The organism is Pseudomonas sp. CH61, from assembly GCF_059429415.1.
Genome location: NZ_CM182098.1, coordinates 2,459,213 through 2,474,257 on the forward strand (window position 1 = coordinate 2,459,213; position 15,045 = coordinate 2,474,257).

13 protein-coding genes are annotated in these 15,045 nt (G+C 58.0%); 6 read left to right on the plus strand and 7 right to left on the minus strand.

What is annotated here, in order from left to right:
- Positions 1-101 precede the first annotated feature (101 nt).
- Positions 102-1,223 (plus strand): SMP-30/gluconolactonase/LRE family protein, encoded by a 1,122-nt coding sequence (locus AC5SEM_RS10980; protein WP_495472960.1) that lies wholly within the window; start codon positions 102-104, stop codon positions 1,221-1,223.
- A gap of 56 nt (positions 1,224-1,279) precedes the next feature.
- Here the strand turns inward: AC5SEM_RS10980 and AC5SEM_RS10985 are convergent, their stop codons facing one another.
- Positions 1,280-2,092, minus strand: coding sequence for a DUF1206 domain-containing protein (locus AC5SEM_RS10985; RefSeq protein WP_495472961.1), 813 nt, complete (start codon positions 2,090-2,092; stop codon positions 1,280-1,282).
- Positions 2,093-2,203: 111 nt separating this feature from the next.
- Complete coding sequence (locus tag AC5SEM_RS10990; RefSeq protein ID WP_495472962.1) at positions 2,204-3,337, minus strand: pyridoxal-phosphate-dependent aminotransferase family protein; 1,134 nt, start codon at positions 3,335-3,337, stop codon at positions 2,204-2,206.
- Positions 3,338-3,464: 127 nt separating this feature from the next.
- On the opposite strand from AC5SEM_RS10990, the gene AC5SEM_RS10995 reads away from it, so the two are divergent.
- Both AC5SEM_RS10995 and AC5SEM_RS11000 read left to right on the plus strand, forming a co-directional pair.
- Positions 3,465-4,076, plus strand: coding sequence for a dTMP kinase (locus AC5SEM_RS10995; RefSeq protein WP_495472963.1), 612 nt, complete (start codon positions 3,465-3,467; stop codon positions 4,074-4,076).
- Positions 4,077-4,160: 84 nt separating this feature from the next.
- The gene (locus AC5SEM_RS11000) at positions 4,161-5,276 is read left to right on the plus strand and encodes an aromatic ring-hydroxylating dioxygenase subunit alpha (RefSeq protein ID WP_495472964.1); all 1,116 of its coding nucleotides are present in this window, start codon (positions 4,161-4,163) and stop codon (positions 5,274-5,276) included.
- A gap of 42 nt (positions 5,277-5,318) precedes the next feature.
- On the opposite strand, the gene AC5SEM_RS11005 is transcribed toward AC5SEM_RS11000, so the two are convergent.
- A complete protein-coding gene (locus AC5SEM_RS11005; RefSeq protein WP_495472965.1) occupies positions 5,319-6,617 on the minus strand; it encodes an MFS transporter in 1,299 nt (432 codons plus the stop codon).
- 388 nt (positions 6,618-7,005) lie between these two features.
- On the opposite strand from AC5SEM_RS11005, the gene AC5SEM_RS11010 reads away from it, so the two are divergent.
- Both AC5SEM_RS11010 and AC5SEM_RS11015 read left to right on the plus strand, forming a co-directional pair.
- Positions 7,006-7,938: a phospholipase C/P1 nuclease family protein gene (locus AC5SEM_RS11010; RefSeq protein WP_495472966.1), complete on the plus strand. Its 933-nt coding sequence runs from the start codon at positions 7,006-7,008 to the stop codon at positions 7,936-7,938.
- Between the two features lie 18 nt (positions 7,939-7,956).
- Entirely contained in the window at positions 7,957-8,520 is a 564-nt protein-coding gene (locus AC5SEM_RS11015) for a hypothetical protein (protein ID WP_495472967.1), read from the plus strand.
- A gap of 8 nt (positions 8,521-8,528) precedes the next feature.
- Here the strand turns inward: AC5SEM_RS11015 and AC5SEM_RS11020 are convergent, their stop codons facing one another.
- The 4 genes from AC5SEM_RS11020 to AC5SEM_RS11035 form a co-directional block, all read right to left on the minus strand.
- Positions 8,529-9,680, minus strand: a complete 1,152-nt coding sequence (locus AC5SEM_RS11020) for an MFS transporter (RefSeq protein WP_495472968.1) — start codon at positions 9,678-9,680, stop codon at positions 8,529-8,531.
- A 127-nt stretch (positions 9,681-9,807) separates the two neighbouring features.
- Positions 9,808-11,043, minus strand: a complete 1,236-nt coding sequence (locus AC5SEM_RS11025) for an aromatic ring-hydroxylating oxygenase subunit alpha (protein WP_495472969.1) — start codon at positions 11,041-11,043, stop codon at positions 9,808-9,810.
- A 112-nt stretch (positions 11,044-11,155) separates the two neighbouring features.
- Complete coding sequence (locus AC5SEM_RS11030) at positions 11,156-12,499, minus strand: MmgE/PrpD family protein (protein ID WP_495472970.1); 1,344 nt, start codon at positions 12,497-12,499, stop codon at positions 11,156-11,158.
- Positions 12,500-12,640: 141 nt separating this feature from the next.
- Positions 12,641-13,600 carry a LysR family transcriptional regulator gene (locus AC5SEM_RS11035; protein WP_150706698.1) on the minus strand — a complete coding sequence of 320 codons (960 nt, stop codon included), beginning with the start codon at positions 13,598-13,600 and terminating at the stop codon, positions 12,641-12,643.
- A 367-nt stretch (positions 13,601-13,967) separates the two neighbouring features.
- Between AC5SEM_RS11035 and AC5SEM_RS11040 the strand changes: the two genes are divergently transcribed.
- Positions 13,968-15,002 (plus strand): quaternary amine ABC transporter ATP-binding protein, encoded by a 1,035-nt coding sequence (locus AC5SEM_RS11040; protein WP_160057837.1) that lies wholly within the window; start codon positions 13,968-13,970, stop codon positions 15,000-15,002.
- The last annotated feature ends 43 nt before the right edge of the window (positions 15,003-15,045 follow it).

Sequence of the window (15,045 nt, forward strand, 5' to 3'; positions counted from 1 at the left end):
GTATGCGTCATACGGCCGTCGCAAAGGTGTGCTTGTACGATGTCCTATCACAAGGTATTACTGCGTCTCCCCAAAAAAAATAAAACCACGGAGATCGCTACATGGACTCATCCCTGACCGCCAGTTCTGAAAGCCTTGACCCAGCGAAAGGCAATACCCGCCGCAGCTTCCTGAAAAAGTCCCTCGCTGTTTCCGCCACGCTCGCCACCGTCGGCAGCAGCACACTAACCCGACTCGCCGAGGCTGCCGAACCCTTGAGTCAGCGTTACCCTGATCCGCTGATTCACATCCTCGACGACAGCTTTCTCGAACTGCGTGTTTTCAACGCCAGTGTTGAAAAACTTGCCACCGGTATGCGCTGGGCCGAAGGGCCGGTTTGGATCGGTGATGGCCGCTATTTGTTGGTCAGCGACATCCCCAATAATCGCATCATGCGCTGGGACGAAATCACCGACACCTTCAGCGTGTACCGCGAACACTCGAACTTCTCCAACGGCATGTGCCGGGATCGCCAAGGGCGTCTGATTGTCTGCGAAGGCTCCACCACAACCAGCGAAGGCCGGCGCATCACGCGCACCGAAGCCAATGGCACGATCACCGTGCTGGCCGACAGCTTCGACGGCAAGCCTTTCAACTCGCCCAACGACATCGTCTGCAAAAGTGACGGTTCGATCTGGTTCACCGACCCGCCATTTCAGACCAGCAACAACTATGAGGGTCACAAAATCACCCCGAGCCAACCCCACGCCGTGTACCGCATCGACGGTGAAAGCAAAAAAGTCACCCGGGTCATCGATGACCTCAACGGCCCCAACGGCCTGTGCTTTTCGCCCGATGAAAAAACCCTGTATGTCGTTGAAGGTCGGGCCAAGCCCAATCGCCTGATCTGGGCGATTGCCGTAAAGGACGACGGCACACTGGGCGAACGTCGCAAGCACATCGAAGGGCTGGAGTATGCCGCGATCGACGGCATCAAATGCGATGAAGCGGGCAACCTGTGGTGCGGTTGGGGCGGCAATGGTGATCCCAAGGCCGACCTGGAAAAACTCGACGGCGTTCGCGTTTTCAATCCGCAGGGCAAGGCCATCGGTCACATTTCCCTGCCGGAACGTTGCCCGAACTTGTGCTTTGGGGGACGCGAAGGGAATCGGCTGTTCATGGCCAGCAGTCACTCGATCTACTCACTGTTTGTGAATACTCGCGGGACTACGTTTGCGTTGTAAAAATAGCCTGCAGCGCATCTGAGGATGCGCTGCATTTTCGGCTGTTTTATGAATCCCTACGGTTTGGAGACGCCCGGCACATCCATATTGATCTTGCGCCAGTACGCTTCAGAAAAACTGTAAACCGAGAAGGCAATCAACCCCAGGGCCATCAACATCAAAATCAGCCAGCCAGCGGGCAGACTCTGCAGCGCATCGAGCGCTTCTTTCAGACCCGGTGGATCCATGGCTTGATAGGTGGAACCGCTGATTGCCAGGAGCAATGCAATCTCTATAAACACCAGTCCGCGAGCGATCAGACCAAACCGGGATACCGGGCGGACGTAGCGCATGACTTCTTCGTCGGCCTCAAAATACCTTTCGAACGACGCTTTCCAGCCCTTGATGAGGTGAGCAATGCCGACACCGAGCGGAACGAGGGCGATCACATACACCAACACATTCGAGTATTCCCACGACAAGAGATGCGCTAGCCAATCTTTGGTTTGCCCTCCGGTATTGCCCGAGCTTCGAATGCCGCTTACGAGCAGGCCCAAAGCAAAAAACGCCAGAGCCCCATTGACCAGACCTCCCGCCAACAGGCCAGCGCGAATCACCAGGCCTTTGAGTTGTTTGCCGTGATGATCGACATCACGCGTAGCTTGCAGGACACGCCAGGCCGCAAAGGCGAGCAGACCCGCCACCACCAACCCAACTAAAAAGTAGCCGAATGGCTGGCCTAGCAAGGCCTCCAGACTCTTGTGGCTGTCCTTGGGTCGGGTCGAGTCCCGGGCTGCCAGCAAGGCGAAGATACCGATGATCAGATACAGCACTCCCCGAGCGGCGTATCCGCCCCGGGCAAGTATTACAAGGCTGTGTTGCGCGGACATGGGGTGTATTCCTGAAGGGGCATAGGAGAGCAGACCCTTCTTGCCAGGAGGGGTTCTATTTTGCCTTCCTGGCACTCAAACGTTGGTTATCTGCGGCGGGCAGAGCAGGGCTTACTCAACCATCACCTCATCCAGCGCCTGCTCAAGCAGGCTGACCGTGCGCTCGATATTCTGCAGCTTCTCCAGCCCGAACAGGCCGAGGCGGAAGGTCTGGAAGTCGGCCGGCTCATCGCATTGCAGCGGCACGCCGGCAGCGATCTGCAGGCCGTGCTCGGCAAATTTCTTGCCGCTTTTGATATCGGCATCATCGGTGTAGCTCACCACGACGCCGGGGGCCTGAAAGCCCGCAGCGGCGACGCTTTTGATGCCTTTGCCGGTCAACAGCGCACGCACCCGATCGCCCAGCGCCTGTTGTTCATCGCGAACCTTGTCGAACCCGTACGCTTGTGTCTCTTTCATCACGTCGTTGAACCGCGCGAGGGAATCGCTGGGCATCGTCGCGTGATAGGCATGTCCGCCCTGTTCGTAGGCCTGCATGATCTGCAGCCACTTTTTCAGGTCGCAGGCGAAGCTGCTGCTTTGTGTCTGCTCGATGCGCTCGAGGGCCACAGCACTGAACATCACCAGGGCGCAGCAAGGCGAGGCGCTCCAGCCTTTTTGCGGGGCGCTGATCAGCAGGTCGACCGCGCATTGGTGCATATCCACCCAAATGGTGCCGGAGGCAATGCAGTCCAGCACGAACAGACCACCCACCGCATGCACGGCGTCGCCGACCGCTCGCAGGTACTCGTCGGGCAGAAGAATCCCGGATGAAGTTTCAACGTGAGGCGCGAAGACCACTTTCGGTTTCTGCGCCGCAATGGCGGCCAGCACTTCGTCCAGCGGCGGCGGGGCGTAGGCTGCCTGGCGACCTGTCTCGACCGGCCGAGCTTTGAGCACCGTGGTGGCCGCCGGGATGTTGCCCATCTCAAGGATCTGGCTCCAGCGATAACTGAACCAGCCGTTGCGTATCACCAGACACTGTTGTCCGGTAGCGAACTGTCGCGCCACCGCTTCCATGCCGAATGTGCCGCTGCCCGGAACCACCGCCACCGCTTCGGCGTGGTAGACCTGTTTCAGGGTCGTGGAAATGTTCTTCATCACGCCTTGAAAGGACTGCGACATGTGGTTCAGCGAGCGGTCGGTGTAGACCACGGAATACTCGACCAATCCCTCGGGATCGATGCTCGGATAGAGCTTGGACATGGTGACTCCTTCGGCAGAGAGGTAAACATCTTTGGCAAGCAAGTGTAGGCAAAGGGCAGGGATCAGCTCATCGAAATGCGCAAATGAGGTTAGAGTGCTCAGCAATGTCTCAATCGTTGCGTGAACCATGAAGCTGCCGCTGTTTATTTCTCTGGATGGGCCCAAGGGCACCGGCAAAACCACATTGCTGGAGGCCGTTACCGCTGCACTGCGGGCAAACAACCAGAAAGTCATTCGCCTGTGCGAGAGAAAAAGCGATCCGTACCGCGGCGAAACCATGGCCCTGGTTAACCAACTGGCCAGACATCCCTCGCGGGAGCTGGAGTGGGCGGTGTGTCAGCGCCTTGCCGATAGCCGTCGCTGGATTTCTGAGCGGGTGCTGCCCAAACAGCCGCTGGACAGCATCATCCTGATCGACCGCTGGTATCCGTCGGATGCCGCATTTCGCCACAGCGTGCCGTTTGCCGAGATTCTGCAGTTGAACATCGAGCGAGGCGTGCGCGTGCCGGACCTGCATGTCGGCGTCGTCACCGCACCGGATATTTCATGGTCGAGGGCAACGGCCCGATCACGAGGACTCGGCGGCACGGTGATCCAGAAACACGCCGAGCACGTCGTGTGTAGCGAGATGTTCGAACAGGCGGTTGCCGATAACGGCTGGGTGTTGTGCCGTAATGAGGGAACCATCGAAGCCGCAACGACTCAGGTAGTTGCAGAGATCTATAGAGTGCTTGGCTGATCGTCGATGCGCAGGCGCTGGTTGAATTTGAATTTCAGGTTTTTCTGATCTGAGCTAACCGTACTAACGGATCACACGCCCCCCATGCTCACAAACCTCTGGTATGTCGTTCTCCCATCGTCACAGTTGACTGATGGATTGATGCCGGTTCGATTGCTCGGACAACCTTTTGTAGCGTTCCGCGATGACGCTGGCGTCGCTCACGTGCTCTCGGATATTTGCGTGCATCGCGGCGGCTCACTGTCCGCCGGCAGCAAGGTGGGTAATAGCGTGCAGTGCCCCTATCACGGCTGGCGGTTTGGCGCTGATGGCGTCTGCACGCAGATACCGGCGCAGCCCGACCTGCGGATTCCCGCCAAGGCCCGCGTCGATGCGTACCCGACGCTGGAGCGATACGGATGGATCTGGGCGTTTTTAGGTGATCTGCCTGAGTCTGAGCGTCCACCCTTGCCGACGCTCGACTGGGTCGACGATCCCGCCATCCGCGTGGTCTCGGGCCACTTTGACTGGCAGGCCAGTTGGGACCGGATTATCGAAAACGGTCTGGATTTCGCGCACGCACCGTTTGTCCATGGTTCAACCTTCGGCGATCCGGATCATCCCGAGATTGAGTCATTCGAGGTTGAAAGCGATGCGTGGAGCGGTAGCGCGCAAATGCTTATGCGCAGGCCGGCGCGCAAAGGACTGCTGCGGCGCAAATCCTCCACCGAGTTTGTCAGTGTGGTCACCGTTCCGGGTTTCCATTTGTCCGGCCCTTGTACGACGCTTGAGCTTGAGTTGCCCAACGGCTGGCGGATCTACATCGTCTCTGCGCATGTCCCGATTGACGCCAATCGCACGCGCACCTGGTGGATGATGGGCAGAACGTTCCTGCGTACCCGACTGCTGGATCGCAGGTTCATTGCGAGCAATATCCGTATCTTTGAACAAGATCACGCCGTGCTGAAAAACGTCCGGCCCGAGCGTGTGCCGGACTCTTTTCAGCAGGAGGTTTCGTTGAAATCCGATGCGCTGCAGATTGCCTTTCGCAAAGACGTGCAGGCACTGGAGTTGCGCGGCTGGCGCATTGATGAAGAGCGCCTCGCTCGAACCTTCTCCGGACGCAAGGCCTGCGCAGTGCCCAGCCCCGAACGTCGTCAGATTCGCGCTTGGGCGATCGAGCCGATTCCGCTCGTGGATATCACCCACGAATCTGAATAGTGGGGCGAGCCAGTCTGCGCTTGGCGCAGACTGGCGCAACCCTTAGCGCGTCTCGCACTGAGGCGAAGGCTCACCGCTCAATGCGTCCACCATCGGCGGATGCTCCTGCACCGCTTGACGCAGATCTTCAGTCACCCGCAGCTCCGCACCTGTCGGCGAGAACGTGGCTGCCGCTGCAAACGGCGCGGGATTGGCCGGAACCGGGCGTTTGCCACGGCGCCACAGGAAGAAGGTGACCATGCACAGATTGACCAGCGCAAACACCCAGAACAAACCATTGGCACCGAACGAATTCATCACCGGCGAGATCATCATCGGACTGATCGCCGAGCCCAGCGAATTGATCAGCAGCAAGCCCTGAATCATCGGCACCAACGCTTCGGCAGGGGCGCGGTCGGCGGCGTGGCTGACGGCAACCGGATACAACGCAAACACACCGCCACCGAGCAGAAACAACATCACCGCGAGCATCGTCGAGGACAACGGCACCAGGACGATCACCAGCGATAGCACCGTGCATGCCGCCGTCAGAATGGTCAGCACCTGCAAACGATCCTTGCGGTCGGACCAACGCCCGACCGGGTATTGCAGGAGCATCGCACCAAGAATCGTCCAGGCCATCATGCTGCCGACTTCACCGACATTCAGACCGCTGCGCTGCAGATACAACGGCAGCAAGGTGTAGATCGCCGCGATGGTCACACCCGAACCGAAACAGCCGACCAGCCCGGTCGGGGTTACGCCCAGCAGTTGCCGTGGTTTGAGCGGTTCAACCTGATCGAGCAATGGCGACACGCGCGGCAGGATCACGATCGGTAGCACCGACAACGAAGCGAGCATGCCGGCGACCATGAACGGAGCGCTGTCGCTCAACCCGGTGATTTTGCCCAGCGTTGCCTGACCCAGCACACCAGCGCCGTACAAGACGATCATGTACAACGCGAGCAAGCGCCCGCGAATCTTCGCGTCGCCCGCCAGCAGCAGCCAGCTTTCGATCACCAGAAACACGCCGACCGTGGCCCAGCCGTTGATCAGACGCAGGGCGAACCAGCCCCAGGTGTCATAGAACAACCCTTGCAGCAGGATGGTCACGGCGATCAGCGAAGCAAAACTGCCGTAGGCGCGGATATGGCCGATGCGCAGAATCAGGCGGTCATTGAATACGGCGCCCAGGGTCAGGCCGATGAAGTAGGCCGAGGAAACGATGCCGATCATCGTGGTCGACGCACCGGCAGCGTCCAGTCGAAGGGTGGTCAGCGACGACATGAAACCGTTGCCCAGCGCAACAATGAACAGCCCGAGCAGGGGCGCCAGCGCCATGGCCAGCAAACGCGGAGACATAAAAACCTCTAGAGATCGAACAGCGCAACGTGCGCCTCTGCGCATGCGATTGCCAAGCCGAAAAAATGTGTGGTGCGAATGCCTGCCGAACGGGCAGGGCGGTTGAGTCGGCCACTCGTCAACGAGGTGTGGCCAGCCATTCAGGTACGCGTTTTTGTGACCGTGATGCAGGCAGCCACCGATGGGGGCTGCAAGAGAGCGCGGGATTCTAAGGCTTGTGCAGGATTTGCCAAGAGCTGTTTGCTGCGACGTTAGGACGCAGGTGTTGCCATTTATGCTTGTCCTGAGCGGACGGAGAAAAAACAGCTTTTTGCCATCACCCAAGTGCTAAATTGCCTCGCGTACGGTAAGTGTTGCGCAATCACGCAAGTTTCTGGAGATCAACAGCATGGAAGCCACCCCGATAGGCCGAACAGCCGCAACACGTTACCTCGCAGCATTTGGTCTATCGCTGCTGTTCAACCCTTCAACCCCGGCCTTCGCCTTCAACCCCGACCTGCATTCGGCCTATGCACTGAGAGCAGCGCAGGCTTATCAACGTTGCCCGGGGGTGAAGTTGCCCGAGCAGTTGGCCGAGGCTTTGGCGGCAGGCACTGACGCTGAGGATTCAAACCTGCTGACGCTCCCTCAGCGCGCTACCAATTGGCACTTCTACAACCGCAACAAAAAGCTTGAGCCATTCTGGTTCGCCAATCGCAGCCTGGATGTGATTTTTTCCAAACGCATTGAGAAGCTGAACGAGCTGCTGGCGGAACCTGATGCCGATCCCGTTGCGGTATACGAGCAAGCAGGAAGGGTTTTGCACTACATACAGGACATGAGCGTACCCGGCCATGTGGTGCCGGCTTATCACGCAAAGTTACCGGGCAATCATGCCGATCCGTTTGATGAGTTCGAAGGTATTGAAGCCCTGCCAGTGTTCGACTTGTCTGACGCGCAGTGTCAGGCGCTTCGTGATGAGGCGGGTAAAGCCGATGCCAACCCTCGACGTTTTCTGGACGCCGCTGCCATAGCAACCTTGCAAGCGATAGAGCAGATAGACGCGGCCGGTAAACCTGTCGTCGACGGCGCATGGAAATCGTATTGGGTGTATCCCGCCCGAGATACCGATGAGGCCCGCAAAGGTTGGGGCCAATACGGTACCTGCGAATTTGCAAAGGGCAATGTCAATGCTGGGTGCAAGCGTGAAGAAGAGCTTGTGGCGTTGTTCGAACAACAGTCTCGGCAGGCTCAGAGAAACTCGGTGCTGATGCTTTTTTATGTACAAAAGAAGCTGGCCGAAGCAGGCCAGAAAAACGCCAGTGCAATGGCTAATCAATAGTTAGGACTGAAATTTAGAATGCGCCGCTTAATAGCTCATGGATGTGTTGTTGTCAGTGTCGCGATGCTGTGTTCCGGCTGTACCTCCTATGCGACCGTGCCGACAATCAACGAACACGCTGGAACCGCAACCCAGGAAATCATCTCCAGCTTCAGCTACGAAATAGACTCTCCCTGGAAAAACAGTCGCCTTGGCAAAGACGCCTACGCGCGGACAAAAAGCATGTTTCCAAATGCACAGGATCTCAGCTCCAGACCTGCAGCCTCGAGCCTCCCTGCACTGGAAATCAAAGTCTCGGAATTTTCATTGGGGGGCGCTTGCACACAAGAGTATTTGACGGGGTTGAGTTTTGGTTTGATTCCGAGCTGGTGCACAAGGCCAGACCTGTTCAAGTTTGATTTCATCCTGAATAAAGAAAACGGCGTTTGCAGGCAAAAAACCTATTCAGTAAACGCCACAACGGTTTCACATCTCGTTGTGATTCCATTTGCACTGTCGCAGCCCGACAATCGACCACTGACCCTTTATCAGGCTTCGCTAAAAGATTTCCTTCAAGCCGATCAATGTTCCAAAGGCTTGTGACCAGCGCATCAGGCCTTCAAAAATCTTGCGGCGTAGCTGACAAACAACAACAGGAAAACCAAGCCACCCAAAGCGACCACCAGCGTACTGAGATGCGCAACCATGCCGATAAACGCCGGGCCCATGAGAATGCCGGCGTAGCCCATGGAAATGATCGCCGGAATCGCCGTGCGCTGGGGCATGCGCTGTTGCCGACCCGCCGCGGTAAACAGCACCGGGACAATGTTCGAGCAGCCGATGCCGACCAATGCATAGCCCAGCAAGGACGCCTGCCAACTCTCGAACACCAGCGAAACCAACATGCCGGCCGCCGCGCAGATCCCGCCCAGCGCCACCACGCGAATGCCACCCAGTCGGCTGACAATGGCATCTCCGGTCAGGCGCCCGAGCGTCATCGCCGCCGCAAAACTCGCATAGCCCAAACCGGCGTAGCTGGGTTCCACTGCGCGTTGCGAGGCGAGGAAAACCGCGCTCCAGTCGAGCATGGCGCCTTCCGTCAGGAAAACAATGAAACACAAGCTGCCCAACAGCAGCACGATCCCCCGTGGCAGCGCCAACAACGGGCCGTCTCTCTCGGTGCCATAGGGCAACAAACTCGGCGCAGCCTTGTACAGCGCGGCGAGGATGATTGCCACCAGACACAGCACCGACAACAGCGGATCCAGCCCCAAGCTGAGCATCGCCGTCATGGCCCCGGCACCGGCGATACCGCCGACACTGTAGAGCCCGTGGAAGCCGGATTGCAGGGTTTCGCCGCTGTTCTTTTCAACGATGATGGACTGGATATTGATCGCGCAATCGAGCATGCCCATGCTGGCGCCGAACCCCAGCACCGCAAGCGCCAGCCCCGGCAGCCATGTCAGATGGCTCAGCATCGGCAGCACTGAACACAACGCGACAGTCGAGCAGATGATCACCGGTTTGCAGCCAAAACGCGCGGTCAGGTAACCGGCAAACGGCATGGCGACGATCGAGCCGATACCAAATCCCAGCAACAACAGGCCCAGTCCGCCGTCGTCCAGTCCGGTACGCGCTTTCACCAACGGAACGAGCGGTGCCCAGGCCGACATCACGATGCCGGTGATCAAAAATACGATGCGCGTGGACACGCGTTCGCCGTGGTTTGCATAAGCTGCCAAAGATGACGTCGAGGTGTTCATTGAGGCGGACATCCTTATCGGTGTCTCACGGCTTTTTTGGCGACGAGCCGGAATAACAGCTTTTCGGGACGAAAGATTCCCTTCCAGCATCCGTCGGGATGCTGGCAGGGAGCAGGGTTAACGCAGATCAGCCAACAGACTTCAACGGAATGGGGCCTTTGAGCCGATCCATCATGGTCGCGCAGTACCAGTCATCGAACTGGCAAACGCCGGTCTCGGCGGTTTCCGAATAAGGCCCCGGCTCATACGAAGGCGAGGTCACGCCACGCTGAGTGCCCTCGACCAGCGTGCGGTCCTGATCGTTGGTGGCAATCCAGACTTTGGTCAGGCGCTCGATATCGTAATCAACGCCTTCCACTGCGCTGTCAGGTACCAGCCATTTGGTGGTGACCAAGGTTTCGGTGGCGCTGATCGGCAGCACGCGGAAGCTCAGCGCATGGTCACCGAGGAAGTGATTCCAGGTGGAGGGATAGTGGAAGTACAGCAGCGCGCCGATGTCCGCTTCAGCTGTCTTGTCCAGGCGACCGGCAACGGCCGGTTTGCCATCCATGGTGTAGCTGACCGCACCGGATGACAGCGGAATACGGGTCATGCGGAACTGGCCGTTGATGTCCATCACCAAACGGCTTGGCAGTCCGGCGCTCTCGCACTTGGACCAGTAAGCCGACAGCTCTGGATCATCTTCGCCACTGACGCCGCCCACCGAAAGGTTATCGACGAACGAATGCAGCAGCTCCGGGTGTGAGCCGTCGCAGTGGTAGCACTCGCGATTGTTTTCAAAGACCAGTTTCCAGTTGCCTTTCTCGACGATGTTCGACTCGAACGCCACTTTGCAGTTTTCAAGGTAATGCGGCGCGATGAAAGGGCTGACGGCTTTGCGAAAGCCTTCGAAGTCGGGAGCCTTGGCGGCCACGCAGACATAAATGTAGGTATCAACGATCTCGCAGTGAACGTTTTTCAGACTGTATTGGGATTTGTCGAAATCCTGGCCCATGTTGCCGGCGAACAACAAGTTGCCATCCAGCTCGTACGTCCACTTGTGATACGGGCAAACCATCTTCGCCACTTTGCCGTGATCGGCCTCGCAGATTTTCGCGCCACGGTGACGGCAGGCGTTATGGAATGCCCGGACCTCGCCGTCTTTGCCGCGTACCACTGCGACGGGATAGTCACCGATCTGCAGCGTGAAATACTGCCCCGGCTTGGTAATTTCGAAGGTGTGGCCGGCGAAGATCCAGTCCTTGTGCCAGATCTGCTCAAGGTCCTGACGGTAAACACTTTCACTGCTGTAAAGAGCGCCTGGCAGCGAGTGCCAGGGTTTGCGCTGAGCGATCAAGTCAAAAACGCTTTCTTTATTGTTCATTTTTATCCTCCCAAAGGCGACATGGTTCTCAGCCTATATGGCCCAGGACAGACGTCACAAACGACATTTGCTGTGGGCAATTCATGCGTTGGCGTTATCGATGAGCACCTGGCTAGAGTGCCGGAACCGGGTGAAAAATCGGTTCCAGGGCGGTAATGGCGCAGCTGGATTGAGCGATGTGATTGATCGCCGCTTTCACCTCGGCACTGCGCTCTACACCGAGACCGCTGGCGAACAAATCAAACTTTTGGCTCAATTCTTCAGCGCTGAGGGCTGTTTCGGGATCCCCGCGCGCGGCGGTGACCGGACTCACCAATACGCCACCGTTCTTTAGGGTGATGGTCAATCGCGAGAGGATTTCGTCGGGGAATCGGGCCGAGATATCGGCGGCTTCGACGATTTCGATACGGCGGCTCAATGCCAGAATATCTTCGGCAAAAATCGCCGCCCCGGTGACCTCTTGCGGGCCGACCTTGCCGCGGACAATCAGTGCGGCCAGCGGAAAGGCGAGGGCGTACTGCGCCTGATCGGCATCACTCGGCGTATGCCCTTGCAAACACATCGACTCGTAGAACGTTTCCACCCGAACGCTTTCAATCGAGTCGGCATCGAGTGGCGGATTTTCCCGCTGCAGTTCGAGCATGGCGGTCAGCGCCGGTTGTGCCCAGCGGCAAACTGGCCAGGGTTTGAAGTACTGACTGTCGATCTCCCAGCGCGTACCGATGTCGCGCCAGTATTCAGCGACGGTGACGTCTTCAACCGTTTCTGCCGGCGCGCCGGTGATGCCTTCCCGGGCCATGAACAGCGCGTTCAAACCCGCAAATGCGCCTGCACCGTGGGCATCGCGCAGCATCGTCGGCGCTTGCACCACGCGCATCATCGGGCAGCGTGCGCTGAAGTACTCGGCGATGCCCAAGGCATGGCGAAATGTCGGTTCATCGAAGTCCAACAAGCGCGCCCCAGCGCAGACCACACCCAGCGCCGAAAACCCACCTGAGGCGTGATACGTCGGCGAGGTCGCCATCAAGGCAGAACCGGCCCGCAGCGCCGTTTCATAACCGATGCACAGAGCGGTGAGCAGGTCGTGGCCGCTGACTGAGTGGCCTTGATAATGCAGCGCATCGGCGAGGGCGAGCACGGCGGGAACCACGGTGGCACCGGCGTGACCCTTGGATTTGAAGTGGCCTTCGTGGGCGTCGAGGCTGTCAGCGCTGAACCCTCCGGCCCAGGCTGCGCCGAGCACGTTGACACGCTGACCGGCAAAGATCAGGCGACTGCTGTAAGCGCCCGCCGGGTAATGCCGTTCGGCAAAACGTCGCATTGCGCTGCTGGTGTCATTGCTGGCCGCACCGGCCATGACGCCGACGATATCCAGCAGACTGTCCTGCACAATTGCGCGGGTCTTGAGCGGGGCATCGAGGAAATCAAAGTCGCGACAGAATTCGAAGAGTGACATTCAACAATCCCTTCCTGTGAGTTGACCCGAACCGATCATGGCCGGCGCGGCTCAACAATGAGCCACGGGGAGGGTGCCGCTCTAGCAACATTTTCGTTGGGCTATTGATAACCAAATCGCCCGAGGCTTGTGCAGGCTGGATTAACGGCGGGGAAACTTCGCCAGAATCCATTCGCGAAAACGCCGCAGCTCGTCTTCGTTTTCGGAGCTTTCGCGACAGCTCAGGTAGTGCCAGCTGTTGCGCAATTGCACCTGTTGCTCGATCGGTCGCACCAGCAGACCTTGCTGCACCAATCCCGTGACCAAGTGATTCCAGCCCAACGCAATGCCCTGATGGGTCAGGACCATGCTGATGAGCAGGTTGTAGTCGTTGGCGTTGAAGATCTGCGGGCTGTTGGCCGGACGGTCATCGATATCGATGGCCTGAAACGCCAGCCACACGCCCCAGTCGACATGCTCGGCGACCTGCGAGCGGCCGTAGGGGCTCAGGTTGAGCAGGGCCGAATCGCGCACGCCTTCGATCGTCGAAATCTCTGGGTGCTTCTCCAGATACTGCGGGGTGCACACCGGGTAAATCACGTCGTGGCACAACGGGTAGCTTCTATAACCATCACGGATGCGCGAAATCTTGGTGATGAAGATGTCCGGCTGGACACCGGGTTCCATGGTCAGAAAGTTCTGCGTGGTGATCAGGTTGAGTTCGATGTCCGGGCACTGCGCGAAGAACTCTTGCAGATGATTCGACAGCCACAGTGCGGAAAAGGCCGGCGAGCAACAGACGGTGAGGACCTTCTTGGTCGACTGGCTGCTGCGGATGCGTTCGGCGGCCTGCGCGATGTTGACGAACGACAGTTGCGCGGCATCGAAGAACACCGCGCCGGCGGCCGTCAGTTCCACCGCCCGGCCGACGCGGGTAAACAGTTGTGCGCCCAGGTAGCTTTCCAGCTCTCGGATCTGCCGGCTGATGGCGGCTTGCGAAACGCACAACGCCTCGGCCGCACGGGTAAAGCTTTCGTATTTGGCGGCGGCCACAAATGCCTTCACAGCCCTCAAGGACGGCATTTTCAGCAGGATGGTGTCAGGGTCGACATGCTTGCTCATTCGTACACTCTCCTAACGATACAGCTCCCCAACGAAGCGCGAGGAGGGTAACGGAACCGTGCGGGGAGGGCTACGCGAGCGTCGCTGTGGGGATAGACCCGGTCGCTCATGGTGCTGACGCGGCACTCGGCAATGGCTGTCGTCGCAACCGATAACCCGACGTTATCGAATTGCCCCTGTAAATGTAGTTGGATTAAGCGGGGTGATGCTAATAGATTTGAAACATCCCTTTTTCCTGGGACCTCAAAAATAATAAAAGGAAGCCCGTCGTGAAGACATCTATTCATTACCGCTGCCGCTTACAATTATTTTTGCTCGTTTGCCTGTCGCTTAATGCGAAAGATGCACGATGCGAAGGAGGCAAGGTATGACAAGTTCCGACGAGATCATTTGCGTAAAGAATGTTTTCAAAGTCTTCGGTACGCAGCCAGCACTTGCCATGAAAATGGTTAAAGAAGGCGCATCAAAAGCTGAAGTGTTCAAAAAGACCGGTCAGGCGATTGGTGTTTTTGATGCCAACTTCTCGGTTCGCCGTGGTGAGATTTTCGTCATCATGGGTTTGTCCGGTTCGGGCAAATCGACCATGGTCCGATTGTTTAACCGGCTGATCGAACCGACCTCCGGGCAGATCTTTCTCAATGGCAAGGAAATCACCGGCCTGGGCGACAAGGACTTGTTACAGGTTCGCCGCAAAGACATGGGCATGGTCTTCCAGTCGTTTGCCTTGATGCCGCACATGAGTGTCATCGACAACGTCAGCTTCGGCCTGGAAATCAGCGGTGTCAGCGAAAAAGAACGCTATTGCCGCGCGATGGGCGCACTGGAGCAGGTCGGGCTTTCGGGGCAGGAGCTGAGCTTTCCTCACCAACTCTCCGGCGGCATGCAACAACGTGTCGGCCTGGCCCGCGCGCTGGCCAACGATCCCGCCATTCTGCTGATGGACGAAGCCTTCTCGGCACTCGATCCGATGATTCGCAGCGAAATGCAGGGCGAACTGATCAAGCTGCAGGCCGAGCAGGACCGCACGATCATTTTCATCTCCCACGATATAGAAGAAGCGGTTCGCATCGGTCACCGCATTGCGATCATGGAAGGCGGGCGGGTGGTGCAAATCGGCACGCCGCGTGAACTTCTGTGCAACCCGGTGAATAAATATGTTCGCGATTTCTTTAATGGCTTCGACACCAGTCGCATTCTGAAAGCGGGCGATATCGCGCAACAGGATGGCAATGTCGCTTATATACCGGGCGGGCAAACGCCGATTAAAGCGGAAGCGTCTCTTCGCGACATCTTTCATCTGGTTGCGGCCTCGGCAACTCCCATGCCGGTGGTGGATGAAGTTGGGCTTTATAAAGGCTCGATTTCGCAAGGCCATCTTCTGAGTTGTCTGTGTAACAGCTGAACTGCGAATAATCAGCATTGATATGCCGTTTCTGAGTGCGAGG